Below are 25,181 nucleotides of genomic sequence, written 5' to 3'. Positions count from 1 at the left end.
CCTTCGACAAAAGTTGATACCCAGAAGGGGGGTGGTCAACATCATCGGAAAAAAGTGGTCAGCATCACTGGAACAGGTGGTCAACATGAATCGGAATATACACTGTATTTGAAAAGGTGAAAAAGTCGTCAGAAGATATTGATGATTTAATTATAAAAGGAGTTGATTTATTTCTTACTGAGATAAAATTTTTGGCAAAAAATAAAAAGCCTGACGTAATCCTATGTGTTTTAGATGAGAAGTTCACAAATATGGTTTATGGAACCAAAACTGTTGAAATAGATGAGGAGGAAGATGAAGAAAGTTCTCTTTCAATTGAAATAAATTTTAGGCGCTTGCTTAAGGCCAAGTCAATGGAATACAATATTCCTATACAAATTGTAAGAGACAGAATTGTGAAGCCTTCCAAAGAAATGCAGGACGAAGCTACAATAGCTTGGAATTTTTTCACTGCATTGTACTATAAAGCTTCAGGTACACCTTGGGCTCTAAAAAAAGCATCCACTAACAATACTTGTTTCGCAGGAATTAGCTTTTATAAAAGCAGAGATAAATCAACTACGCAAACAAGTGTAACCCAAATATTCAATGAACAAGGAAATGGAGTAATTCTTAGAGGAACTCCAGTAAAAGAAAGTAAAAAAGATAAGCAACCTCACTTGACAGAGAAACAGGCATTTGATTTACTCTATAGTTCTTTAAAGGAGTATTATGAAGCAGTAAAAATTTATCCACAAAGGTTAGTTATCCATAAAAGTTCAAATTATTCAGAAGAAGAAGTTCAGGGTTTTCAAAGAGTTGCAGATAAGATGAATATAAATTCGCTGGACTTGGTCACAATAATGCCAACTAATTTAAGACTTTATCGTGAAGGGGGCTATCCCCCATTTAGAGGAACCATGCTTAGTCTTGATAAGCAAAGACATTTTTTGTACACAAGAGGCTATGTAGACTTTTATGAAACGTATCCTGGTAAATATATTCCAAGTCCCATAGAAATACGGCTTTTTTCGTATGACGAATCACCAGAACAAATTTGCAATGAAATTCTTTCTCTAACCAAAATGAATTGGAATAACACCCAGTTTGACAGGAAATTTCCTATAACAATAGATTGCAGCAGAAATGTAGGAGAAATATTGAAGTACTTAGATAAAGACCAAAAGCCCCAAATTAAGTATAGCTTTTACATGTAAAAAAATAGTGCAAGTACACCAAATTGGTAATGTATGCCACTTTATCTTAATATCGTGTGAATTTGTATTCCATTTAACTAATAACCTCAGTTAGACGGATTGGTGAGTAAAAATAAATAGAATTTTAAATTTGAACCACTTTAAAATAAATGCATTCTTTTGATGAACTAATATATGATGGTACCACCCATACACTGAAATCATTACAAGAGACTAGTATGGGTATATTTTCTCAATTACAACATAGTGGTAGAACATCTCTGGTCAAAGGCCTTCAAATGATAAACCTGCAAAAGGCGGTTTTGGCGACAGGTATGTTTTCAATTTTTGAAGCAGATTTGCAAAGGGAATTGGATTGTGATCATGGATTCAAAGAGGTAAAGAAAGTGCTCCTAAACAATGGAGAAATTGAGCTGGAGGATCGATTTAACAAGTTCATTTTGGCTATTAATGTTTTAAAGCATGGAAAAGGAAAGAGCTATGATCTTTTGGTGGAAAAATCAGAATCTCTACCATTCAGAATTAAATTACCTGAAGAGTATTTCTTTTTTTGAGGGGGATGTTTCAGAAGTGGCGACACTTATTGAAGTGGATGATCAGTTTGTTTTAAACTGTGCAGAATTAATTACTGATATTTCTAAAGTGATTAATTCATACAAATACTCATAACAGCAAACTTAATTTTTCTTCGAAGTCATTATAATCTTAAAGGTTTTTTTTGATAAGAGAATTAAATATTAGGATTTGATGTAAACCTGATGGAATAATATATTATGTGTATCCGTTTTACTGCACGTATGGGTAAGTGCCCGCAATAACGAGCCTTTCAAAGAGTCCTTTGCCAAAATATCTTCGGTTCAATCTGTAAACAAACTCATTTAAATAGTTCTGTAAATATTTATAAGTTATCATGTGATATACCCCCAACAGGGTTCTTTTAAGATTACTGATTGCTTTGTGTACCCATTTTAAGGTGTCGTTTACGGACTCCTTTCCCGATGGAACGGCCAAATGGGTGGCCACCACTTCCTCTATTTTCGAGTAGGCCGTGTTCTTGTCTGTAAACAGTACCACATCCCCTACGGTATTGGCCCGGATAAAGGCATTGACACTCTCGCAGTCCACTTTGTCCATGACCCTCATTTTGAAATAGCCACAGCGCTTTGTTTTCTGCCCGGAATCCAGGTCTTCCAAGGGTACCGATTCGGCCGCCACCGCTACTGCGGTCTGTTTCTGGCTGCCTTTTCCACGTTTAAGCTGACCCAAGATCTGGTTCTCCTGTACGGTTTCCATATAACACTCGTCATATTCAATCATGTCACTGAGGATATAAAGCTCATCTCGTTGTCCCATGGCTGACCGTATCCTGTGCATCAGACGGAAAGTGGTCTCATATCGGCTAAGCCCCAGTTGCCGCTGGAGCTCAAGGCAGGAAAACCCTTTCTTGGTCGCCGACATAAACAGCATGGCCAATAGCCAGATACGGAGCGGAAGCTTGCTGTTTTCCATTACCGTCCCTGATTTAAGAGAAGAACGTCTCCGACAACTGCTGCATTCGAAAAACCTGCCGTTGGCAAACCAATAGTGTCGGGTTATCTTCTCACAGTTTTTGCACCGTATACCGCTTTTCTCACGGTATTTCTTGATGTATTGTTCACAACTTTCCTCATCTGGGAAATGGCCCGTAAATTCTATAAGGTTCATAGCTTTTCTTGTTTTTATGCAAGAAAACAACTATCCTGATACCTTGAAATTTAATGACACGTATTGTCATATTTTATTACGTGCACTCTTACGGATACACATATAATATATATGAAGAATACACCTATTATTCAAACTATTCAACATAATTGGCTGAATGAATTAAAAAATGAGCTTCGGGATACAAATTGTGTTCGTATAGTGTCTCCATTTGTCACAGAGAATATCGTTCGTCACTTATTAGATAATTTTAGAGGGACTGAAATTCAATTGATAACCCGCTATAATTTGAATGATTTTTATTCTGGAGTTTCAAGTATACCTGCCTTAGAAAAATTGTTGACCGAAAATGCCAAAATCAAAGGGATAAAGGACTTACATAGTAAATTGTATTTATTCGATCAGAAAAGTGCCATCATCACTTCTGCCAATTTTACTAACGGAGGATTCTTTAGAAATAAAGAATTTGGAATCAAAACTTATGCAGCAGAAACGATTAGTGAATCCATCTCATATTTTAACGAACTTTGGGAAATAGATAAAAGTAATCTAAGTCTAGTTGAAATAGAAGAATGGAAAAAAAAGGTTCAAGATATAAGAAATACAACCATTTTCCACAATCCTCTTCCGGATTATGGAAAATCTTACCAACAAAAACTGATAGGATCTAACAAGCGGTATTTTATTAAGTTTTTTGGGAAAAATGAAACTAGAGTTGATCTTACGCATCATTCCAGGAAAGAAATAGAACAAAGTTGTTGTCATTATGCTCTTTCCTTTTCGAGGAAAAGTAATGATAAAAGACCTAGGAAATATAGAAATGGAGATGTAGTGTTTATGGCGAAAATGATTCATGGTAATGACTACGCCATATTTGGCAAGGGATATACTTTAGCTCATGATGACAATCGAGATATAGCTGGTATTGATGATCAACAACATGTTTCTTGGATATTTGATTGGCCAATTTTAGTAAGAGTTTATGATGTTCTGTTTTTAGATACAACGATGTCTAATTGTCCTAAGATGAGTGAATTGATCAGTGATCTTGATTATTCTAGTTTTAAGCGTACAATGGAAAGACATCAAAGGGGCTATGAAAATATTAAGCCCTGGAATTCATTAAGGCAACAAGCAGACATTTGGTTAAGTGATACCGGTGCAATGTGGCTAGAGAAAAAATTCAACCGAGCTTTGGCTCAAAATGGTCAGGTTCCAGATAGCTTTATTAATCAGTTTTATAGAGGAATACCCTTAGATTAGAAATAAAATATCCTCTTTCTTATTAATTAAAGTTTGAGACTGGTCAAAATAGCTATTTAATGAATTGATTATAATTGAATATTTTCAAGAATTAATTTACCTGAAGGCAACGTATCCCCAAGACATCCCCTAGGTATCTATAAGGGAAGTACTAAGTAGGAGTAAAGAGGAGACATAGAGGGAATACCGAGGAGACGTCGTGGGGACGTCTAGGGAACGTCCAAATTTTATTTGGTGGCTTTAGAGGGGGATTGGGAGTTTAATCGGTTAATTGTTGAACTGTCGAATCGAGGGATTGGGAAATTGTGAATTGGGAGGGGAGTTCGGTAAGGGGGTAAAGTGTGTTGATTATAGAGATGAGGATGTAATGGTTTGTAATTCTCAGGGTAGGATAATGGGTTTGATCGGAGTCTGGAGACTCCTACTATATTAAGTTCCAAGTCACCGCTTTGCTAAAGACTTGGAACAGTGGATTGTTTGGGGTTTTTAAATGGTGGATATAACGGTTTGATTGTGCCACCTTTTTCGGTTAAATAGGACAGTCATTAGGGTATCACTGAGTCGAAAATAAAAAGCATGGCCCCCTCTACTTTCTCCCTGAAACCAATCTTGTAAAATGTCAAGTATTTTGCGCAATATACTTGACAAATGCTTGTGCTTTTTTATCTTTACTTTCACTAATCAATAGCCTATCGGCCAATGAAGGTAACAGAGAAAATAGAAAGGAAGATCAATAGGATGCAGGAAGGAACCACCTTCAAGTATCAGCAGCTGGGTATTGCTACATCTGAATACAGTGCTGCCGCCAAAGCCATAGAACGGTTAATCAAAAAGGGGATAGTCAAAAGAGTGTCTACTGGAGTGTTCTACAAACCAAAACAATCAGCGTTCGGTGAGCTGCGACCAAGGGAAGAAGAACTACTTAAACCCTACCTCTTCCAAGATGGTAAACGGATTGCATATATTACCGGAGGATCATTATACAATCGTATGGGCTTAACCACACAGGTCCCAAAAAACATCAAGGTAGCCAGCAAAGTAAAGCGGGTAACCGCCAAAATTGGAAATATACAAGTCAAGCCTGTAAAAAGCTATATAGATGTAACCAATGAAAATTACTACCTACTGGAAATTTTGGACGCACTGAAAGACTTGAAGACCATTCCAGACCTGGACAAGAAGTCATCCATTAAATTACTGGAAAGCAAGATCTGTAAACTATCCGAAAATGATCGATCAAAAATGATCCGATACGTTTTGAAATACCCGCCACGAGCAAAAGCATTATTAGGGGCAATTCTGGAGTTATCAAAGAATAACGGTTTGGAAATCCTAAGAGAAAAACTGAATCCGTTGACTACCTATAAGCTTGGAATTAAAGAAGAAACATTGCCAACGGCACCAAAATGGAATATTAACTGATATGAATTTACACGACGACAAAGAGCTGCTACAGGATGCGATTCTTGCAACAGCGGAGTATCTTGGCATGAGGGATATTTATGTAGAAAAGGATTATTGGGTTACCGTTGCGTTGTATGAAATATTCCATTCAGATATCGCCAGCCAGGCTGTTTTCAAGGGAGGCACCGCACTTTCCAAATGCCATAAACTGATAGAACGATTTTCGGAAGATATTGATATGGTTGTACTCCGAAATGAAGGGGAGAACGATAATCAGTTGAAAAAGAAGATCAGGACAATCGGTAAAGTGGTGGAAAAGGTAATTCCGGAAATAGAAGTTGAAGGGCTAACCAATAAAATGGGCAATATTCGGAAGACAGTTCATGAGTATGACAAGATATTTAAGGGAGGTTTTGGTCAGGTAAGAGAACACGTAGTGGTTGAAGCAACCTGGTTAGGCAATTTTGAACCATTCTCAGAAATGCAGGTCAGTTCTTATATCTATGAAATGATGAAGGGAAAAGGCCAGGAGAAATTGATCGAAAAGTATAAGATGGCTCCATTTAACATTAGGGTATTGAGTAAGCTAAGAACATTTTGTGAGAAGATCATGAGCTTGGTAAGGTTTTCCAGGTCAGAAGACCCCATAGCTGACCTAAGGAACAAAATTCGCCACGTGTATGACATCCACCAAATGCTAAAAGACGAAGAAATTCAGCGGTTCTTTGAAAGTAGTGATTTTGATAAAATGCTTATAAAAGTGGGTAATGACGACATGATCGGCTATAAGAACAATAATGACTGGATTCCTGAGCATCCTTCCAAGGCACTTATATTTGACAAACCTAAGGAAACATGGGAACATCTCAGTACAGCACATAATGGTAACTTCAAAGATCTGGTAACAGGTGAGTTACCTCTTGAAAAAGCACTCATTCAAAACATTAGTACAGTAGCTGACAGACTCAGGGAAATTATTTGGGAAATAAAGTAATGTTTGCCAATGGCGTAGACGCCCCCGTCTGTGAGAAGTATGTCATTTCACGCTACTAAGCTTAGTATTTATAATCCCCATTTCCGGATTTTTTAGCTGTCGCTAGGGTGTTACGGTATATAATATTTCCAAGAAATAATTTACATGAAGGCAACGTATCCCCAAGACATACCCTAGGTATCTACAAGGGAAGTACTAAGTAGGAGTAAAGAGGAGATGTCTAGGGAACACCGAGGAGACGTAGTGGGAACGTCTAGGGAACGTCCAAATTTTATTTGGTGGTATAAAAGGGTAGGGTCTGCCCTGCAAGCTGGCTGCTCGCTAACAACTGGCACTGACTGTTTTCTTTACGTTCGTCCCCCTATGGATGCTCCCATGCCTAGTATACCCCTAGTATACTATACGTTTACTTTTGGCTAAATTCTAAGAAAGTGTGGTACTTTTTGGAGTGGGTTTTGATGGGCAGTATATTCCTGATAAGGTGTGTTTTTTATCGAGACTCCTTCTTATATTTTTATCAATGATCATCCATGCGCCATTTCGGTACATGGTAAGGGGCTGTAATGAAAAATGACCAAGGAAAGAAATAAAGGAAAGCTTATGTCTATAACAATATGACAGGGTTGTTCTCCATGCCTGACAGGATTATATGCATTTCTCAAAGCATGAACTAATTCTTGATTCGCGAATCAAGAATTTTTTAATTAAAGAAGTGAGTATCCCTCACTTCTGATATCAGTGTGATAATATCTGATCCCTCATTTTTAAATTAATAAAAGAATTATTTCACCATACTATGGTCTAGCTGGTGAAATTATCTCGATTAGTAATCGTACCATTTGTTTTGCTCATATTCAAACCGATTTTATCTATGGACTTAAAATTTGAAGACCTCCCAACTGCTATTGCCCAACTATTAGCACAAAATAAATTGATTTTAGAAGCTATACAGGAGATAGCGCTGAGCGAACGGCCCAATGGTCAGGTCCTTACATTAAACAAGATCTGTGAGTTGTTGGAATTAAAAAGGCAGACCATTTACAGTTATGTTTCCAAGGGACTGATTCCCCATTATAAGAAAGCCGGAAAACTTTACTTTATCAAAGATGAAATCCTGGACTGGATTACTTCAAAATCGAGCAATCCCAAAATAAGAGGAGTGAGAATCCATGAAAATCGGCTTTTTAGGGACCGGGGATTCAAGAAAATTTAAAAATATTTTATAGCCCTATTTTGTGTGCAAATTGTGTGCAAATAAAAAAGCCACTTACAATTTTTGATCGTAAGTGGCTGATTTTCAGCTCCTCCTCTTGGGCTCGAACCAAGGACCCTCTGATTAACAGTCAGATGCTCTAACCAACTGAGCTAAGGAGGAATTTTTGTTGTTTTCGCTAACCCGTTTGTTTAACGTGATGCAAACATAGCAGGTTGTTTATTTTTTTCCAAATCCCCAATAAAAAAAAGTTGGTGTAATTTTATTTCTAGCTCGATTTCAGGAGATTAATTTTCGTCTTTTTTCTCATTGTCTCCAGAAGGCTTATTGTTTCTAGATGGTGATTGCCATGCTTGAGGAATGGATTTGATATAAAGGTCTCTTTGTGGGAAGGGGATTTCAATGTTTTCTTCTGCAAAGGCCTTGTATATTTCTTTCATGACCTCAGCTCTCATGTCTACCCATACGTCGAAATCGTGTACCCAGAAAAGTAATCTGTATTCAACAGCACTGTCTGCGAAAGTTTGGAGGTATACATTGGGAGATGGGGTTTTCATGATTCCCTCCCGGTCGAGGATGTTGCGCAAAATGGATTCCACCTTGTCTGAGTCTGATCCATAAGCCACACCTATGATCAGCTCGATTCTTCGTTGTTTGTTGGAGAGGGTCCAGTTAATCAGGTGTTGGGAAAGTAAATCTCCATTGGGGAGGATGATTTCAGATCCATCGTAAGCTTGTATTTTACTGGCCCTGATCCCTACGTCTTTGACTACCCCTGATCTTCCGCCCACTTCAATGGCGTCGCCGATTTGAATGGGGCGCTCAAAGGCCAGTATGATTCCGGAAACAAGGTTGTTGATGATGGTTTGGAGACCAAATCCAATACCTACAGATAGTGCTCCTAATACTATGGCGATATTGTCCAAGGGAATCCCGGCAGCCGTAACAGCAAAAAGGAAACCCACGGTAAACACGGCGAGTTTGATAAGGAGAACTGATGAGCCTAGTCTTTGTTTTCTGTTGGTGGCGACTTTTTGGTCTTTGGCCTCAAAATAATAAGTAAGGTACCTGGCAATAATGGATGAAAACCATATGACCAATAGGAAAATTAAGATACTTCCAAAGGTGAAATTGGTATTGCCTATTGTTCTTTCAATGGAAAGGAATTCTGAAATGATGTTGTACAGGTAGTTATATATGATCAGGTTTTTGGTCAAATAGAAAAGCCAAATAGCTGTGGCAAAGAAGATGAAAATCTTCTGGATTTTATTCTGAATTTCTTGAAAGTCAAAATAAGCAGTGTACTCTTTGGAGCTTTTTTTGCCCACTTCTATTTGCAGGTATATGGCCTCCATGATCACTAATACAAATACATACAGGCCAAGTGCCTGTAGTAAGCTAGTGGTCGCTGCTATGCCCAATATCTTTGCTAAGCTATACCTTCCAAATATGTTGCTGATCAAAGAGGCTCCCTGTATGATTAAAAACACGCGGATTAGAAAGATGATTTGATTGGGATGGGTGAAGTTGGAGCCTTTGATATTCTTGATGATATTATAGGCGAGAGAGATGCTCACAATGCTTAAGGCCAATAATGCCCACCTCTCTTCATATGCTTTTTCAGAATATAGGTTACTGACACTGTAAATAAGGAAAATGAATGAAAAGATCATCCAATAGGTATAGGCTTTCTTATTTACAATTGGGGTGATCAATACTGTGGTGGCCAATATCATTAATATCAATAGAATGACATTTAGGACAATTGGCGGGGAGTGGTACAGAAAAGGGGTTATGGGCAATATGATCAAAAGCGTTGAAAAAATCGGATTGCTGGGGACAAACTTCGTCCTCTTAAGGATGAGATCGGCAAATTCCTTTTCATCTTTAATTCGTCTGATGAGGTATTTGAGCCAGACGAAGGTAAGTATGGCGATCAACGTGGTAAGGAGAAAGGTGGGTATATTTGCGGCCATATACCCTTGGAATATGATTTTGTTGATGGTGTAGGACCGGCGGATGATATGCGGAAGGTCCTTCTCTTTGCTGTAGGAGGTAGGATCCCAGATATAATTGACCTCTTTGTCAAAAAGTTTAGCTTCAATAGATCCTTCCAGTTGGTTGATTTCATCTCTGAAGTCGTCGATATCTATTTGTGCTTTAGATATCCTGCTTTGGAAATCTGCCAGGTTCAGTTGCTTGCTGTAGTATAAGCTGTCTACTTTCTGTATTCGGTCCTGGAGTCCTTGAAGTTGGACATTGATAGCTGGTAGCAGGATACTGTCATAGGCTTCAGGATAGATCACGGGGTCGTTTTGTATCTTGATCAGGCTATCGTAAATGAACTGGATTTCGTGGTTTCTATTATCAACGACTTCTTTCCAGTTTGAAATATTCTCCACTTCATTTTTAATGAAATTTTTGAGTGCTGACAAGTACCTGAGATTAATGTCTGCTCCTTGGTTTTCGAGCCTGTCCCGGATAATTGTGATTCTTCGTTCGATCAAAGGGAGTGAACTGGCTATCAAAGTGGTGTCAATGTCTCTTTCTAGTACCTTGCTGAAGTGGTTTGTGGCAATGGCGTAATTTTCAAGGGTGCCGATGACAGAAGTGACGGATTGGTGGTGATTGGTATCTGTTTCGGTTTTTGTGCTGTCATCGCCCGTGTTCAACAGGGAATCTCCAATATTCAAAAGGTCTGCGGAGGATTGAAAGCCAAATGATGGAGCTGATGTTATGCAAAAGGCGATAAGGGTAAAAATAAAAAGGAGTGGCCTTGCAGGTCTCATATTTGAACTTTAAGTGTTGATTTGATTAAAAGTAATAACTATTCTTATTTTTTTACCATATTTTTTTGATTTTGAAACCGTGGGCATGATAATATAGAGCCTTTGTTAGGTTAAAATTTTACACATTTAATAGTGATTGTGGTAAAAAATAAGTTTTTAATAATGGGTTATATGATATTTTAATTTTACTAAATTTGAGATACAAATGATGATGGTGAAAAAAATGAGAGTTAAATGCAGGGTTTAAAAAAGATAGTTGGATTAGTTTTTTGTGTTGTTATCTTGGCCGGAAAGGTTTTTGGTCAAGATGAGGAAGCATCAAAAATGGAATGGTTTGGTGAAGCCAAGCTAGGGATTTTTTTGCACTGGGGGATTTATTCTGTGAATGGGATAGATGAGTCCTGGTCCTTTTTCAATGATTATATTTCGTATGATGATTATATGAAGCAGTTGGACGGTTTTACAGCGGCTAATTATGATCCAGAAAAATGGGCAAAACTGATCAAGTCTTCAGGAGCAAAATATGCTGTGCTTACGGCCAAGCATCATGATGGTGTTGCTCTTTGGGATAGTAAGGTGAGTGATTTGACAGTCGTGAAGAAGACTCCCGCAGGAAGGGATTTAGTAGGGCCGTTTATGAAGGCCTTAGAAAAGGAAGGAATAAAAAAGGGGATATATTATTCTGTTTTGGATTGGTCGCATCCAGATTATGATCGTAAGACAAGGACGGAGTACCGGTATAAGGATGATCCTGAGCGTTTTCAGAAATTCGTGGATTTTAATTTTAAGCAGTTAGAAGAGCTTTCGTTGAATTGCCAGCCTGATTTGTATTGGTTTGATGGAGACTGGGAGCACAAGGCTGAAGAGTGGAAAAGCAAACAGCTGAAAGAGCAGTTGTTAGCTTGGAATCCTAATTTGATTATTAATTCCAGGATTGGTGGTGGATTGGGAGATTATGATACACCAGAGCAAGGAGTTCCGGTTACTCGTCCTCACAGTAAATACTGGGAGCTTTGCCTAACGATGAACAATAGCTGGGGTTATCAGCATAATGACCATGCTTACAAAAGTCCGGGTGAGCTGTTGAGGGTTTTTGTAGATTGTCTTCATATGGGTGGAAATCTGTTGTTGGATATGGGGCCTAAGCCTGATGGTTCTATTCCTGAGGAGGCAGTGGATATTTTGAAGGAATTTGGCCGGTGGACATCTAAGCATGCCTCTGCTGTTTATGAAACACAGGCGGGAATTCCAGCGGGGCATGTTTTTGCTCCGACTACTTTGTCAAAGGATAAAAAGATTCTTTATATCTACCTTGATTATAAAGTGAATGAGTCTTTGGTGATCAAGGGACTTAAGAATATGATTAATAGAATTTGGGTAGTGGGAAATGGCACTAAGCTGAAGCATAGAGAAGTTGGGAAAATGTATTGGAGCCAGGTGCCAGGTTTGAAGTATATCGATATACCTGATAATGTTTATGATAAGGATATTACTGTTTTGGCTGTTCTGCTGGATGGGGAAATAGATTTATATAGGGAAAAAGGACAGGTGATCGAAAGTAATTGATGTGATGTTTTCTGTGGGAAAAAGGAGCTCAGTAGGGCTCCTTTTTTTATGTTTAAAGAAATGGAGGTGTTTATTTATTTTGGGATTATTGTTTAAAGCGCAGACATAATGTCTGTTTTTCGTTTGGTCCCTGGTGTTTTTAAGACATAATGGCGTGTTTTTTTACTGTTTTGGCTGTTGGTATGAAAATTACTGTAAAGTGATTTAGAATTTAAAAGCAAGAAAAACAATAAAACATACTAATTATGAAACTTGTAAGATATAACAATTTCGAGCCAAATTATCCTACTTCCTTTAGTGGTTTGTTGGATAGAGTCTTCAATGAGTCAGTGAATGCTGAAGCTAATAGGTTCACTCCCTCGGTAGATATTTCGGAGGATGAGAATAGCTATGAGCTAGAATTGGCTATTCCCGGAGTGAAGAAGGAAGATTTTAAAATAGATCTAGTAGACGGTAAATTGACCATTTCAGGAGAGAGGAAGCATAAGGAGAAAAAAGAAGGAAAAAATTATCATTCTGTGCAGAGTCAGTATGGTAGTTTCAGTAAGTCTTTCTTTTTGCCTGATGATGTTTCTTTCGATGAAATAGCAGCAAAGTATGAGGATGGAGTGCTTCATGTCCTTATTCCTAAGAAGGAGAAAAAGGTAGTGAAATCCACCATAGAAGTGAAATAATTTAATAAGTGGGGAAACCCACTTATTTTTTTGAGTTTAATATATTATACAAGTCCCTTTACTAAATTGCAGTAGAAGATACAATAAGATAGCTTTGTTTTGGCTTCTTGTTAAAAGGTGTTAAAAAAGGTGTTTCAGATAGGGAATTGTAAAATATTTGGAAACTAAGTTCATTATATACCGTGTATTTGATACATAAAACAAATTAAAAAAAAGGAGATTAACATGAATAGAAAGCAATTCTTCCTCAGTATTATTTTGGCCTCTGTAATCGGTGGCCTGATAGCAATAGCTGGAGTAAACTTGCTGTCTCCTACCGCTAAGGTGGCTAATTTTGAGGAGAAGCAAAATACCAGTTTTGTGAACTGGCTAAAAGATGATAAATTCAGTATTCCTGACGGGATCAATTTTGTGGCATCTGCTTCTCAGGTTACCCCTGCAGTAGTGCATATCAAGAGTACAGTGACGATGGAGAGTTCGAGAAGAGGCGGGAATCCGCTGGAAGAGTTTTTTGAGTTTAGGTATCCTGACAATGGGCGCCAAGGTCCTCCCAGAGAGGGGCGCAGCTCGGGTTCTGGGGTGATCATTTCAGAAGATGGCTATGTGGTGACGAATAATCACGTCATCGAAAATGCCAAGGATATTAGTATCACCTTGCATGATAATACCAATTATGAGGCTAAGGTGATTGGGACGGATCCAACCACGGATTTGGCTTTGTTGAAAATAGAAGCTAATAATTTACCTTTTGTCCCTTTTGGGAATTCTGATCAGACTCAAGTCGGCGAATGGGTTTTGGCTGTGGGGAATCCTTTTGACTTGACTTCCACTGTTACGGCAGGTATTGTTAGTGCCAAGGCAAGGAATATTGGGATATTAAGAAGTGAAAGTAATAATAACCTTCAGATAGAGTCTTTTATCCAGACCGATGCAGTGGTGAATAGAGGAAATTCAGGAGGGGCTTTGGTTAATCTTTCTGGGGAATTGATAGGTATTAATACCGCGATCGCCAGTCAGACAGGTGTTTTCAGTGGATATGCTTTTGCGGTGCCGAGTGCCATAGTGAAGAAAGTGATGGATGACTTATTGGAGTATGGTGCCGTTCAGAGAGGTCTGTTAGGGGTGTCCATTCAAGATGTAAGTCCTGAATTTGAAGAGTATTTGGGCAAGGATCTAGGTGTTTCACAAGGGGTTTATGTAGCAAGTGTGAATGAAGGAAGCGGAGGTGCAGAGGCTGGATTGCAGGAAGGTGATATTATAGTGGGGATTGATGGTGTTGAGACCAATACTGTTTCTAAACTTCAGGAGATGGTTGCAAGAAAGCGTCCTGGTGATGAAGTGGAAGTGAAATTCCTCAGAAATGGAGAGGAAAATGAGGTGACAGCGACCTTGAAAAATATTTCAGGGACTACGAAGATCGTGAAAAAGGAAGAGCCTAAGGTTGTTGGTTTTGAATCGGTAACTTTCAAGGATTTGGATTTGACATTGCAAGATAGGCTGGACGTCGATGGTGGAGCCGTAATTGATGAGATTGATAATGATAAATGGGAAGAGGCGGGTGCGCGTGAAGGGTTTATTGTTACCCATATTGGTAGGACCAGGATTCAGAATGCCGAAGATTTAAAAAGAGAGCTAGGGAGAAATAAAGGTGAGCAGGTGATGATTTTGGGTATTTATCCCAATGGCCAGAAGTCTTATTTTGAAATCGAGCTTGATAGATGAAATTAGTGTTTAGTTGGTTTATGTATGTGTTTAAAGGTCATCCGCTTTGGCGGATGGCTTTTTTTTTTGTTAGATTTGATCAAATTGAATTAATAAGCCTATGGAAACAATGTTTGATATAAAGGCTCTCTTGGAAGAATTGGGAGTGAAGGAAATAAATAAAGGGACTTGGACGGGTGTGGAGTATGTGGATTTGAAAGGAGAGTGGTTGTCAAGTTATTCCCCTGTGGATGGTAAGGAGATTGGTAAGGTGCAAGAGACTTCAAGGGAGGCTTATGAGCGGGTGATAGACAGGGCTGAGAAAGCATTTAAATCATGGCGAAAAGTTCCGGCTCCACAGCGTGGTGAAGTGGTGAGGCAGATCGGCAATGCATTGCGGGAGTATAAGTCTCATTTGGGGAAATTGGTCTCTTATGAAATGGGGAAGTCGTACCAGGAGGGGCTGGGGGAAGTCCAAGAGATGATTGATATCTGTGATTTTGCCGTGGGGCTTTCCAGGCAGCTTTATGGTTTGAGCATGCACTCCGAGCGTCCGGGGCACAGAATGTATGAGCAGTGGCATCCGCTAGGGGTGGTGGGGATTATTTCCGCTTTTAATTTTCCCGTGGCGGTATGGTCCTGGAATACGATGATCGCTTGGGTTTGTGGAGATGTTTGTGTGTGGAAGCCATCAGAGAAAACTCCGTTGACTTCACTGGCCTGTCAGCATATTGCTGCCAAGGTATTTCATAAAAATGATTATCCAGAAGGTGTGAGTTCGCTTCTCATGGGGAAAGCAAATGTGGGGGTGTTTTTGGCTGAAGATCCTAGGGTGGCCTTGGTGTCTGCTACGGGCTCCACTCGAATGGGAAAGGCAGTGGGGGAAGCTGTAGGGGCACGACTAGGTAGGGTCCTGTTGGAGTTGGGAGGTAATAATGCCATTATCATAACGGAAAATGGAGATTTGGATGTGGCTATTCGCGGGGCATTGTTTGGGGCCGTGGGTACTGCTGGGCAGCGATGTACCAGTACCAGGAGGTTGGTTATTCATCAATCTGTTTATGAGGAAGTAAAGGATAGGTTGAAAGCTGCTTATACGAAGTTGGTAATAGGAGATCCATTGGATGAGAAAAACCATGTAGGGCCGTTGATTGATAAGGAAGCTGTGGGGAATTATCTTTCAGCGATAGAACGTGTCAGGGCTGAGGGTGGAGTTGAGTTGGTGCCTGGTGGGGTATTGGAGGGTGAAGGTTATGAGTCAGGTTGTTATGTGAGGCCGTGCGTTTATGAGGTGGAGAATCATTTTCAGGTGGTGCAGCAGGAAACCTTTGCGCCAATTTTGTATTTGATGAAGTATGGTGATTTGGAGGAAGCGGTTTCTCTTCAGAATGATGTGCCTCAAGGCTTATCTTCAGCTATAATGACAACTAATATGCGAGAGGCAGAATATTTCCTTTCTGTGGCAGGGTCGGACTGTGGTATTGCCAATGTGAATATCGGGACTTCAGGTGCTGAGATTGGAGGGGCTTTTGGTGGTGAAAAAGAGACCGGTGGAGGGCGCGAATCAGGTTCTGATGCTTGGAAGGCCTATATGAGAAGGCAGACCAATACTATTAATTATGGTACTGAGCTACCCTTAGCACAAGGGATCAAATTTGATATTTGATTTAAAAGATATTTGTAATAGGGAAGGGGCTTTAAAGGGTCCTTTTTTTTATTTGTTAGGATCAAGAGCTGGCGAGCCAAGTATGTCCTGGTGTTTGTTTTTGTAGTTCGATTTTTATTGACCATAGATAAAGAGGATGAACATAGATTTATAAGGAACGGATAACCTTACCTTTATCCATCTGTGGTTAATAAATAGCGCATATCAAAGCTAAAATAGGCTGTTTTCCCTCCGTTTTTTGGCTTGGCCAAATTGTTCCTGATATACTATTTTCCAGTCGTTGAATTTTCCGGTAAAGCCTTTGTGGTTCGAATTGTGTTTTTTTACCCTTTCTTCAATAGTGGATTCAGTATGTCTAATATAGAATTTATTAGCTGAATGAGAGAAGATTATGTATACGAAAGCCATGTTTGAAAAAAAATGAGCTGGAGATAAAAGTAAACAACTTCGTGAAAACAAAAAAAGCTAACCCTCGCTGGATTAGCTTTTAAGAAGTGGGAATTGAGGGATTCGAACCCCCGACCCTCCCGGCAGTACTGTCGGGATGCTCTGAAGTCACAGGTCTAAAATCCGATGTTTTTGATTGAGTGTATTTTTTAAAAGTGTTATTGCTTGATGAGTTGTATTATTTTCTTTCTGCTTTTCCAGTTTTTGATTTCTCTTTCCCTGCGGAAAGCCTCCTTTTTGTTATTGAATTGTTCCTGATATACTATTTTCCAGTCGTTGAATTTTCCGGTAAAGCCTTTGTGGTTCGAATTGTGTTTTTTTACCCTTTGTTCAATAGTTGATTCGGTATGTCCAATATAGAATTTATTAGCGGAATGAGAGAAGATTATGTATACGAAAGCCATGTTTGAAAAAAAAATGAGCTGGAGATAAAAGTAAGCAACTTCGTGAAAACAAAAAAAAAGCTAACCCTCGCTGGATTAGCTTTTAAGAAGTGGGAATTGAGGGATTCGAACCCCCGACCCTCTGCTTGTAAGGCAGATGCTCTGAACCAACTGAGCTAAATTCCCAAGAAATTTTTAAACCACTGAAGTTTTTGAACTGCTTTCAAAAAACTTTGTGGGAATTGAGGGATTCGAACCCCCGACCCTCTGCTTGTAAGGCAGATGCTCTGAACCAACTGAGCTAAATTCCCTTGTTTCGCGATCTTTTATCGTGTAATTGGATTGCAAAGGTAGTTGTAAAATTGATAGGTGCAAACATTATAATTAAAAAAATGTGAAGGTGTGTTTTAAGTGGTTGATAATGAATTATAAAAAATGAGTGGTAGAGTTTGTGGTTAAAAGTACGCCATGGTGTGAGCTGTTAAAGAATGTGAAAAAAACTGTAAGATTTTACCATTAAAATAAAAGGATTTCCACTTCATCAATCTTTATGTAAATTTGCCAAAATCATATTAAATACACGATTTATGAAATATACTTTAGAGAAATTTTTAATGCTGTTTCTTGCCCTCTTTTTAGTGCAGGGACTCCACGCTCAAGAAGTGGAAGAGAATAACCAAGGGGATTTTAATGATTTTATGTACCGTAAGGGGAATATTTATCGCTCAGCCTCTGGGAAGCCTGGACCTAATTACTGGCAAAACAAAGCGGATTACAAGATCAATGTTAGCCTAGATGATGAGGCGCACACCATTACTGGTTCTATTAGTATCCGTTACACCAATAATAGTCCTGAGTCCTTGGATTTTGTTTGGTTACAATTGGAGCAAAATAGATTTACAGAGGATTCAAGAGGTACATTGACTACCCCTATTCAAGGAAACCGTTATAACGGCGACGTAGATGGAGGTTATGACCTATCGAATGTGAAGGCTACTGTTGGTAAAAGAGGAGAGGCTTCTGATAAGTATTTGGTAAATGATACCCGCATGCAGGTGTTTTTTGCTGAGCCAATTCCGGCCAAAGGTGGTGAAGCTACCATTTCTATGGACTTTAGCTATAAGATTCCCGTAAAAGGAATGGATAGAATGGGGAGATTGGATGTAGAGGATGGCACCATTTACGCCCTTGCTCAATGGTATCCTAGACTTTCTGTATTTGATGATGTGAAAGGATGGAATGTGGAGCCATATTTGGGTGCAGGAGAGTTTTATTTGGAATATGGTGATATAGAATATGCGGTTACTGCACCGGCTGACCATATTGTGGTAGGTTCAGGAAAGTTATTGAATCCTTCTGAGGTGATGTCCAAAGAGATGCTGAAGAGAATGGATCAAGCCATGAAAAGTGATACTTCAGTGTACATTTTACGTCCTGAAGAGGTGACTGATGTCAGTACTCGCTTAAAGCAAGAAGGGACTTTGACTTGGAAATTCAAGATTGAGAATACCAGAGATGCAGCCTTTGCTTCATCTAAAGCATTTATCTGGGATGCTGCCAAAATAGATCTTCCTAGTGGCAAAAGGATTGTAGCCCAGTCTGTATATCCTAAGGAAAGCGATGGGCAAGCAGCTTGGACAAGGTCTACCGAATACAGTAAAGCATCTATAGAACATTATTCTAATATGTGGTTTGAATTCCCTTATGAATCTGCTACCAATGTAGCGGCCGATATTGGGGGAATGGAATATCCAGGTTTGAATTTCTGTAGTTTTGAAAGCAAAGGAGAGGGGCTTTGGGGAGTGACTGACCATGAATTTGGCCATAACTGGTTCCCAATGATTGTGGGGTCCAATGAACGTCTTTATCCATGGATGGATGAAGGGTTTAATACTTTCATTAATCATTACAGCTCTTTGGCATTTAATGATGGGGAATATGGGTCTGATTTGGATCAAACCAGAAAGTACATTACTTGGTTTAACCGCGAGACAAGAGAAGGTATAGATACTTATCCTGATGTGGTAAATACTAGCAATTTGGGAATGACAGCCTATATGAAGCCAGGGATTGGTTTGATCATGCTGAGGGAGTATATCCTTGGGCATGAGAGGTTTGATAATGCCTTCAGGTCTTATATCAAAACTTGGGCTTTTAAGCATCCGCAGCCTGCTGATTTCTTTAATCATATGGAAAATGTGGCTGGAGAAAACCTAAACTGGTTTTGGAAGAGCTGGTTCTATGGTAATGCGAATGTTGATTTGTCTTTGGATGGTGTTTATCCATATTCTGGTAATTATGTGATCGCCCTTTCCAATAGAGGTGGAGTTCCATTGCCAGTAGTGATTGAAGTGACCTTTAAGGATGGTTCAAGCGAGAGGTTTATGCTTCCGGTTGAAATCTGGCAACGTGGAGATAAGTGGAATCACCTGTATAAGTCTGAAAAAGAGGTAGAGAGCATGGAGATTGACCCAGATAAGGTTTTACCTGATGTGAATATCTCCAATGACAAATGGCCTGCCAATATCTACGAAGAGTAATGGATATATTATAATTAATTGACTTTTACCATTATGAAAGGGAGTAGACAGTAATTCTACTCCCTTTTTTTGAAAACTACTTTTTATTTGAAGCCATAGGGATTTGTTTTTTTATCAGTAGTGAAACTAAAAATAGGGGGATACTCTTTTCTCCCTGCTAGTGAATTCCCTCTCTTCATGCAGATTTTTAGAAAATTGCGACTGGGACCATTCGTTTTTTTGTGATTAACGAATATTTATATATTCCTCTGTTTGGCTTGATATGTAGGTGTTTTTTCATTGATTTAATTTGGTATTGTTAATCAGATACACTTTTTGTTTTTAAAATATTACTGACGGTAGACATCAGTAAATTATTAATAGTGTAAAAATTACATTTAAAATTTGCATTGATATTCTTTTTTACTTTATATTCGAACTTATAATAGGTGTAGAAAATACACTTTTATGAAAAAGGTAGTTTTGGCCAGGCTACTTTTGAGATCAAATTTGATCAATGTGATTGGTACCTGTTTAGAGCAGGTGGGTGATTTTATTCATTCAATAGTAATTATCAATAAACCCCCTTAGTATGAAATTTGAACATTTACACAGAAAATTCACTGTGTTTGTTTTGATGGGCTTGTTATCTGCCCATCAATTTCCAAACCTACAAGCGACGCCCGTCGCTGATCCCCATTTAAAATCAGTAATAACTATTTCTCAAAATGACCAAGTATCTGTTACAGGTACAGTGGTGGGTGAGGATGGAGAGCCAATCCCAGGTGTTTCGGTGATTGTAAAAGGAACAGCTATCGGTGTGGCTACAGATTTAGATGGAAAGTTTAATCTGGAAGTTCCTTCCAGTGAAAGTATCCTGGTGTTTTCCTATCTAGGATATACTCCCCAAGAAGTAACGGTGGGTAACCAAACCAATATGAACATTACCTTAATTCAGAGCTTAAGTGATTTGGGCGAGGTGATAGTAGTGGGTTACGGTGTGCAGAAAAAGGGCACGATTACTGGTGCAGTAGGGGAAGTGAAATCAGAGGATTTGATCAAAACGCCTTCAGTCACTACTTCGGAAGCTTTGGTAGGTAAAATTCAAGGTGTGACGGCCCGACAAGGCGATGCCCGTCCTGGGGCCAGTGCCAATATTCAGATCAGGAATATGGGACAACCTCTTTTTGTAATTGACGGAATTCCATCTGATGCAGGTCAGTTCAATAACCTAGGACAAAATGATATTGAAAGTATTACAGTGTTGAAGGATGCTTCTGCGGCCATTTATGGGATGCGGGCAGCCAATGGTGTGGTGCTGGTAACTACCAAAAAGGGTAAAGCCAATCAACCAGCAGAAATCAGCCTTTCAGGTTATTATGGTCTGCAGAATTTTACCAGGTATCCAAAGCCAGCCAATGCCTATCAGTTTTTGAGGGCGGATGCAGAATCTGAAGTGAATTTGGGTGGCTCGCCAACAATCAGCCAAGAAGAGCTTCAAAAGTGGCAACAAGGAACTGAAAAGGGATACAGGAGTTTTGATTATTATGATTTCATCATGAAGCCAAATGTTCCTCAGTATTCATTAAATGGTAGTGCTGTGGGTGGTTCTGAGAATACCAAGTATTACTTTTCTCTTGGTCACTTGAATCAAGATGCATTGATTGATGATTATTTGTTCCAGAGAACCAATTTTCAGTCCAATATCGATATGACTTTGGCTGAAGGGCTGACCGTAGGTACCCAGCTGAGTGGTAGGATAGAGAATAGGGAGCAAGTAGGTGTGCCAGGATTGGATGATTATTTCAATCCATTCTTGAGTATTTTCACCATGTGGCCGACTGAGCGTCCTTATGCCAATGATAATCCCAATTATGTCAATGGTGAAGTGCATAATATCAATGTCAACCCAGCCACTTATACCAAGGAGGTGACCGGTTATGTGGATGAGATATGGAGATCCATCAAAGGTAATTTTTATGCGCAATATGAATTCGATTTTGGACTTTCCATGAAAGGGACCTATTCCTATAACTATACTACCTTGGACTTTGATGGCTTTGAGTATACCTATGATGGTTACGGCTATGATGAGGACACTGATACCTATTATACAGATCCTTCTATGGGGAACCAAAACCCCTGGAGAGAGCGTAGAAAGAGAAATACTGTGGACCGGGTAGGTCAGTTTCAGATCAATTATGCAAAGAATTTTGGAGATCATAATGTGTCCGCTATAGCAGGTTATGAACGCTGGGACCAACAATCCCACTATATGGTAGTTCATACCGTACCACCAAATAATTATATTCCTTTGATGCTGTTTGCAGATCAGGATTTATTGATCGATGAAATTTACCAAGAGGCAAGGGAAGGTTATTTGGCAAAGATCAACTATAACTTCAAGGAGAAATACTTACTAGAGCTTTTGGCACGCTATGATGGCTCTTTCTTATTCCCGCCAGATGATCGATTTGGTTTTTTTCCAGGTGTTTCGGCAGGTTGGAAAGTGACTGATGAGGCTTTTATGGATAATATCAAAGGAAATGTGCTAAATGATTTGAAATTTAGGGTTTCCTATGGACAGACCGGTAATGATAGGTTTATTGGTAGCAATGCTTTTATTGTAGATCCTTTTAGCTATTACGCAGGATATAATTTTATCGCAGGAGCAGGAGGCAGCTCGGTGCTAGATGGCAATTTCATTCCAGGAGTAGACCCAAGAGGATTGCCAGTAACCAATCTTTCCTGGATCACCAATACCAACTTTAATATTGGTTTAGACGCTTATTTGTTCAATAACAAATTATTCGTTCAAGGAGATGTATTCCAAAGGAAAAGAACTGGTTTGCCCGCAGGTAGATACGATGTATTATTGCCAAATGAAGTAGGTTATGGTTTGCCTTCTGAAAACTTGGAGGCAGATGCCCATAGAGGTGTGGAAGGTATTGTAACTTATACGGGCAAAGCCGGAGGAGTGGACTTCTCCTTAAGCGCCAATGGAACTATTTCAAGATTGAAAATCACCGAACGTTATAAGCCAAGATTTGGTAATTCTTGGAATGAGTATAGAAATGATTTGGAAGGAAGATGGGCCAATATCAACTGGGGCTATCAGGTGATAGGCAGGTTTGAGAATGAAGAGCAAATCGAAAACTATCCTGTGGATATTGATGGTTTTGGCAACAGGAAAGTACTCCCAGGAGATTTTATCTATAAAGATGTCAATAATGATGGTCTGATCAATGGAATGGACCAAAGACCTATAGGTTATGCTGAAGGAGCTACTCCATATATGAGCTTTGGCCTGAATGGGTCGGCTAGCTATAAAGGTTTTGAGTTGTACTTCAGCTTTGCCGGTGCCTCTATGCAGACCTTCACCCGTAACTGGGAATTGAGGTATCCTTTCCAAAACAATGGTACTTCTCCGGATTTTATGTTTGAGGACAGGTGGCATAGGGCAGATCTTTATAATGCAGACAGCGAGTGGATTCCAGGAACCTATCCTGCTATCAGGAGATTTGATGCGGGACACTTGTATAATCATAACGACTTCTGGTTGACCAATGTGAAGTATGTTAGACTGCGTAATCTTGAAATAGGCTACAGAGTGCCATCTTCTTTTCTGGAGAAATATGGTCTGAGTGCTCTGAGGTTGTATGCTAATGGAACCAATCTGTTCTCTATCGATAATGTCAAGGACTTTGGCATTGATCCGGAAATTGGCTCTGCCAATGGTTTGGTGTACCCTCAGCAGCGACTGTTCAATTTTGGATTTAGTCTAACCTTTTAAACCCCGAAATAATGAAACTCTTGAAATTTAATATAATGTTGGCTGTGCTGTTGAGTATGGTCTTCACCTCATGCGAATCTGATTGGTTAGAAAGGGATCCGCCAAATATCCTTTTGGATGAACAGGTTTGGAATGATCCCAAGCTCATCACAGGTGTGCTGTCCAATTACTATGATAGATTGCCTACGCACACAAGTATTACGGGCGGCTGGGTAGACTTTGCCGCTTATGATGAAGCCATGTGGTCAGGTTATTCAGGTAACGATTGGTTAAACAATCTACCTACATATGATTTTGGTCGTTGGGGACTGTGGGATTATGGATTTATCCGAGATATCAATCTGGCTATCGACAAACTTCAGAATCTTTCTGAACTCTCTGAGGATGTCAAAACTCAGTTTATCAGTGAGCTTAGATTTATCAGGGCCTATGTGTACTTTGAGCATGTGAAGCGTATGGGAGGGGTGCCGATTATTACAGAGCAGTTGATTTATGATTTTAATGGTGATCCTTCCTATTTGCAATATCCTAGGAATAAAGAGGAAGAGGTTTATGATTTTGTGATCAGTGAAATGGAAGCCATCTTGCCGACCATAGGGAATAATGGGAGTCAAACAAGGGCAAACAGGTTTACGGCCTTGGCCATTGTTTCGAGGGCTGCCCTTTATGCCGGTTCTTTGGCCAAGTACAATGGGCAAATGGCTTCTCCGATTACACTTCCAGGTGGGGAAGTAGGGATTAGTCCAAGTCGTGCGGATGCTTATTTTACTAAATCCCTAGAGGCATCCAGGGAAATCCTGCAAGAGGGAGGATACAGTTTATATAGGAATAATGCTGATTTGGGTGAAAATTTCTATGAGGCAGTTATTAACAAAGGAGGCAATTCTGAGGTGCTTTGGGCCCAGGATTTTCTTTCTTCTGCTGACAAGAGACATGGTTTTACCTATGACAATATAGCAAGGTCTGTAAGAGAGGATAATTTAGGTTCTTCTGCAATTACACCATCCTTAAACCTGGTGGAGGATTATGAATACCTGGATGGAAGTTCAGGGGAGTTGAAGATCAGGACTGCTGATGATTCAGACTATATTTATTATGATAATGTGGAAGATGTGTTTGCCAATAAAGATGCAAGGCTTTATGGTACAATCATCTACCCAGGTGCTCCTTTTAGAGGCCAAGAGGTATTTATGCAAGCAGGAGTAGCTGTATGGAATGGCAGTGCTTACGATTTTGTAGAATCCAATGGTCTAGGTACAAGCTATGATGATGGAGGAATATTGACTGCCGCTGCTGGTCCTCACCGCTCCATTCAAGAGGTATCCAATACAGGATTCTATTTGAGAAAATATATTGATAATGCTGTTGGGGCGAGTACCCGAGGAATCAGGAGTGAAGTATGGTGGGTAAGGATAAGGTTAGCTGAAATTTACCTCAATGCGGCGGAAGCAGCTTATGAATTGGGGGAAGCGGCTGAAGCCTTAGGCTATGTCAATATTTTGAGAGAAAGAGCCGGTTTTGGCGAGAATAGCCTATCAACAATTGACATGGAGGAAATCAGACATGAGAGAAGGGTTGAATTGGCTTTTGAGGACCATGTAGTATGGGATTATAAGCGTTGGAGAGTGGCTCATGAAAAATGGTCTGGTAGTGATTCGAATCCTGAGAGCATGATTTACAGCTTGTACCCATACCGAGTGGTAAGGCCGGGGCATGTCAATGATGGAAAATACATCTTTGTCAAATCCGTGGCACCGCGTTTTAGGGCGCCAAGGTTCTTCCAGATGGGAAATTACTATTCCTTGATCGGTCAGAATCTAATCGATGCCAATCCTAAGTTAGTAAGAAACCCATTCCATTAAATGCGAG

17 protein-coding genes and 3 tRNA genes are annotated in these 25,181 nt (G+C 39.6%); 13 read left to right on the top strand and 7 right to left on the bottom strand.

Annotated elements, in window-relative coordinates:
- Positions 1 to 116: 116 nt before the first annotated feature.
- Entirely contained in the window at positions 117 to 1,196 is a 1,080-nt protein-coding gene (locus KZP23_RS02630; protein ID WP_226334585.1) for an argonaute/piwi family protein, read from the top strand.
- Positions 1,197 to 1,345: 149 nt separating this feature from the next.
- Positions 1,346 to 1,750 carry a hypothetical protein gene (locus KZP23_RS02625; RefSeq protein WP_226334584.1) on the top strand — a complete coding sequence of 135 codons (405 nt, stop codon included), beginning with the start codon at positions 1,346 to 1,348 and terminating at the stop codon, positions 1,748 to 1,750.
- A gap of 232 nt (positions 1,751 to 1,982) precedes the next feature.
- Here the strand turns inward: KZP23_RS02625 and KZP23_RS02620 are convergent, their stop codons facing one another.
- The gene (locus KZP23_RS02620) at positions 1,983 to 2,900 is read right to left on the bottom strand and encodes an IS1595 family transposase (RefSeq protein WP_226332547.1); all 918 of its coding nucleotides are present in this window, start codon (positions 2,898 to 2,900) and stop codon (positions 1,983 to 1,985) included.
- Between the two features lie 111 nt (positions 2,901 to 3,011).
- Between KZP23_RS02620 and KZP23_RS02615 the strand changes: the two genes are divergently transcribed.
- The 4 genes from KZP23_RS02615 (at position 3,012) to KZP23_RS02600 (ending at position 7,774) form a co-directional block, all read left to right on the top strand.
- Positions 3,012 to 4,163, top strand: a complete 1,152-nt coding sequence (locus KZP23_RS02615; protein ID WP_226334583.1) for a phospholipase D family protein — start codon at positions 3,012 to 3,014, stop codon at positions 4,161 to 4,163.
- A 699-nt stretch (positions 4,164 to 4,862) separates the two neighbouring features.
- A complete protein-coding gene (locus tag KZP23_RS02610) occupies positions 4,863 to 5,585 on the top strand; it encodes a DUF6088 family protein (protein WP_226334582.1) in 723 nt (240 codons plus the stop codon).
- Between the two features lies 1 nt (position 5,586).
- Entirely contained in the window at positions 5,587 to 6,561 is a 975-nt protein-coding gene (locus KZP23_RS02605) for a nucleotidyl transferase AbiEii/AbiGii toxin family protein (protein ID WP_226334581.1), read from the top strand.
- An 871-nt stretch (positions 6,562 to 7,432) separates the two neighbouring features.
- Positions 7,433 to 7,774 (top strand): helix-turn-helix domain-containing protein, encoded by a 342-nt coding sequence (locus KZP23_RS02600; protein WP_226334580.1) that lies wholly within the window; start codon positions 7,433 to 7,435, stop codon positions 7,772 to 7,774.
- 88 nt (positions 7,775 to 7,862) lie between these two features.
- Here the strand turns inward: KZP23_RS02600 and KZP23_RS02595 are convergent.
- Positions 7,863 to 7,936 (bottom strand) — tRNA-Asn (locus KZP23_RS02595).
- A gap of 125 nt (positions 7,937 to 8,061) precedes the next feature.
- Positions 8,062 to 10,563 (bottom strand): mechanosensitive ion channel family protein, encoded by a 2,502-nt coding sequence (locus KZP23_RS02590; protein WP_226334579.1) that lies wholly within the window; start codon positions 10,561 to 10,563, stop codon positions 8,062 to 8,064.
- Positions 10,564 to 10,797: 234 nt separating this feature from the next.
- On the opposite strand from KZP23_RS02590, the gene KZP23_RS02585 reads away from it, so the two are divergent.
- The 4 genes from KZP23_RS02585 to amaB all read left to right on the top strand — a co-directional run bounded on the left by KZP23_RS02585 (position 10,798) and on the right by amaB (position 16,170).
- Positions 10,798 to 12,129: an alpha-L-fucosidase gene (locus KZP23_RS02585; RefSeq protein WP_226334578.1), complete on the top strand. Its 1,332-nt coding sequence runs from the start codon at positions 10,798 to 10,800 to the stop codon at positions 12,127 to 12,129.
- A gap of 245 nt (positions 12,130 to 12,374) precedes the next feature.
- On the top strand, positions 12,375 to 12,803 hold the full coding sequence (locus KZP23_RS02580; RefSeq protein WP_226334577.1) for an Hsp20/alpha crystallin family protein: 429 nt from the start codon (positions 12,375 to 12,377) through the stop codon (positions 12,801 to 12,803).
- Positions 12,804 to 13,028: 225 nt separating this feature from the next.
- Positions 13,029 to 14,525: a Do family serine endopeptidase gene (locus tag KZP23_RS02575; RefSeq protein WP_226334576.1), complete on the top strand. Its 1,497-nt coding sequence runs from the start codon at positions 13,029 to 13,031 to the stop codon at positions 14,523 to 14,525.
- Positions 14,526 to 14,625: 100 nt separating this feature from the next.
- On the top strand, positions 14,626 to 16,170 hold the full coding sequence (gene amaB / locus KZP23_RS02570) for an L-piperidine-6-carboxylate dehydrogenase (protein ID WP_226334575.1): 1,545 nt from the start codon (positions 14,626 to 14,628) through the stop codon (positions 16,168 to 16,170).
- Positions 16,171 to 16,380: 210 nt separating this feature from the next.
- On the opposite strand, the gene KZP23_RS23110 is transcribed toward amaB, so the two are convergent.
- The 4 genes from KZP23_RS23110 to KZP23_RS02550 form a co-directional block, all read right to left on the bottom strand.
- Positions 16,381 to 16,578, bottom strand: a complete 198-nt coding sequence (locus tag KZP23_RS23110; RefSeq protein WP_226334574.1) for a GIY-YIG nuclease family protein — start codon at positions 16,576 to 16,578, stop codon at positions 16,381 to 16,383.
- A 197-nt stretch (positions 16,579 to 16,775) separates the two neighbouring features.
- Positions 16,776 to 17,021: a GIY-YIG nuclease family protein gene (locus KZP23_RS02560; protein ID WP_226334573.1), complete on the bottom strand. Its 246-nt coding sequence runs from the start codon at positions 17,019 to 17,021 to the stop codon at positions 16,776 to 16,778.
- Positions 17,022 to 17,111: 90 nt separating this feature from the next.
- Positions 17,112 to 17,186, bottom strand: a tRNA-Val gene (locus KZP23_RS02555).
- 50 nt (positions 17,187 to 17,236) lie between these two features.
- Positions 17,237 to 17,311, bottom strand: a tRNA-Val gene (locus tag KZP23_RS02550).
- A gap of 276 nt (positions 17,312 to 17,587) precedes the next feature.
- On the opposite strand from KZP23_RS02550, the gene KZP23_RS02545 reads away from it, so the two are divergent.
- The 3 genes from KZP23_RS02545 to KZP23_RS02535 all read left to right on the top strand — a co-directional run bounded on the left by KZP23_RS02545 (position 17,588) and on the right by KZP23_RS02535 (position 25,174).
- Positions 17,588 to 19,540 (top strand): M1 family metallopeptidase, encoded by a 1,953-nt coding sequence (locus KZP23_RS02545; protein ID WP_226334572.1) that lies wholly within the window; start codon positions 17,588 to 17,590, stop codon positions 19,538 to 19,540.
- 571 nt (positions 19,541 to 20,111) lie between these two features.
- Positions 20,112 to 23,312 (top strand): SusC/RagA family TonB-linked outer membrane protein, encoded by a 3,201-nt coding sequence (locus KZP23_RS02540; RefSeq protein WP_226334571.1) that lies wholly within the window; start codon positions 20,112 to 20,114, stop codon positions 23,310 to 23,312.
- Between the two features lie 11 nt (positions 23,313 to 23,323).
- Positions 23,324 to 25,174, top strand: a complete 1,851-nt coding sequence (locus KZP23_RS02535; protein WP_226334570.1) for a RagB/SusD family nutrient uptake outer membrane protein — start codon at positions 23,324 to 23,326, stop codon at positions 25,172 to 25,174.
- Positions 25,175 to 25,181 lie beyond the last annotated feature (7 nt).

This window comes from Echinicola marina (genome assembly GCF_020463795.1).
In the GTDB taxonomy this organism is placed as follows: Bacteria; Bacteroidota; Bacteroidia; order Cytophagales; family Cyclobacteriaceae; genus Echinicola; species Echinicola marina.
The sequence above is the reverse complement of the archived record's forward strand: the minus strand, read 5'-3'. Positions and strand labels throughout refer to the sequence as shown.

Excerpts from the sequence above, each read along its gene's own strand:
- KZP23_RS02625 (WP_226334584.1), top strand. The coding sequence starts at position 1,346 with ATGCATTCTTTTGATGAACTAATATATGATGGTACCACCCATACACTG.
- KZP23_RS02620 (WP_226332547.1), bottom strand. The coding sequence starts at position 2,900 with ATGAACCTTATAGAATTTACGGGCCATTTCCCAGATGAGGAAAGTTGT.
- KZP23_RS02615 (WP_226334583.1), top strand. The coding sequence starts at position 3,012 with ATGAAGAATACACCTATTATTCAAACTATTCAACATAATTGGCTGAAT.
- KZP23_RS02610 (WP_226334582.1), top strand. The coding sequence starts at position 4,863 with ATGAAGGTAACAGAGAAAATAGAAAGGAAGATCAATAGGATGCAGGAA.
- KZP23_RS02605 (WP_226334581.1), top strand. The coding sequence starts at position 5,587 with ATGAATTTACACGACGACAAAGAGCTGCTACAGGATGCGATTCTTGCA.
- KZP23_RS02600 (WP_226334580.1), top strand. The coding sequence starts at position 7,433 with ATGGACTTAAAATTTGAAGACCTCCCAACTGCTATTGCCCAACTATTA.
- KZP23_RS02590 (WP_226334579.1), bottom strand. The coding sequence starts at position 10,563 with ATGAGACCTGCAAGGCCACTCCTTTTTATTTTTACCCTTATCGCCTTT.
- KZP23_RS02585 (WP_226334578.1), top strand. The coding sequence starts at position 10,798 with ATGCAGGGTTTAAAAAAGATAGTTGGATTAGTTTTTTGTGTTGTTATC.
- KZP23_RS02580 (WP_226334577.1), top strand. The coding sequence starts at position 12,375 with ATGAAACTTGTAAGATATAACAATTTCGAGCCAAATTATCCTACTTCC.
- KZP23_RS02575 (WP_226334576.1), top strand. The coding sequence starts at position 13,029 with ATGAATAGAAAGCAATTCTTCCTCAGTATTATTTTGGCCTCTGTAATC.
- amaB (WP_226334575.1), top strand. The coding sequence starts at position 14,626 with ATGGAAACAATGTTTGATATAAAGGCTCTCTTGGAAGAATTGGGAGTG.
- KZP23_RS23110 (WP_226334574.1), bottom strand. The coding sequence starts at position 16,578 with ATGGCTTTCGTATACATAATCTTCTCTCATTCAGCTAATAAATTCTAT.
- KZP23_RS02560 (WP_226334573.1), bottom strand. The coding sequence starts at position 17,021 with ATGGCTTTCGTATACATAATCTTCTCTCATTCCGCTAATAAATTCTAT.
- KZP23_RS02545 (WP_226334572.1), top strand. The coding sequence starts at position 17,588 with ATGAAATATACTTTAGAGAAATTTTTAATGCTGTTTCTTGCCCTCTTT.
- KZP23_RS02540 (WP_226334571.1), top strand. The coding sequence starts at position 20,112 with ATGAAATTTGAACATTTACACAGAAAATTCACTGTGTTTGTTTTGATG.
- KZP23_RS02535 (WP_226334570.1), top strand. The coding sequence starts at position 23,324 with ATGAAACTCTTGAAATTTAATATAATGTTGGCTGTGCTGTTGAGTATG.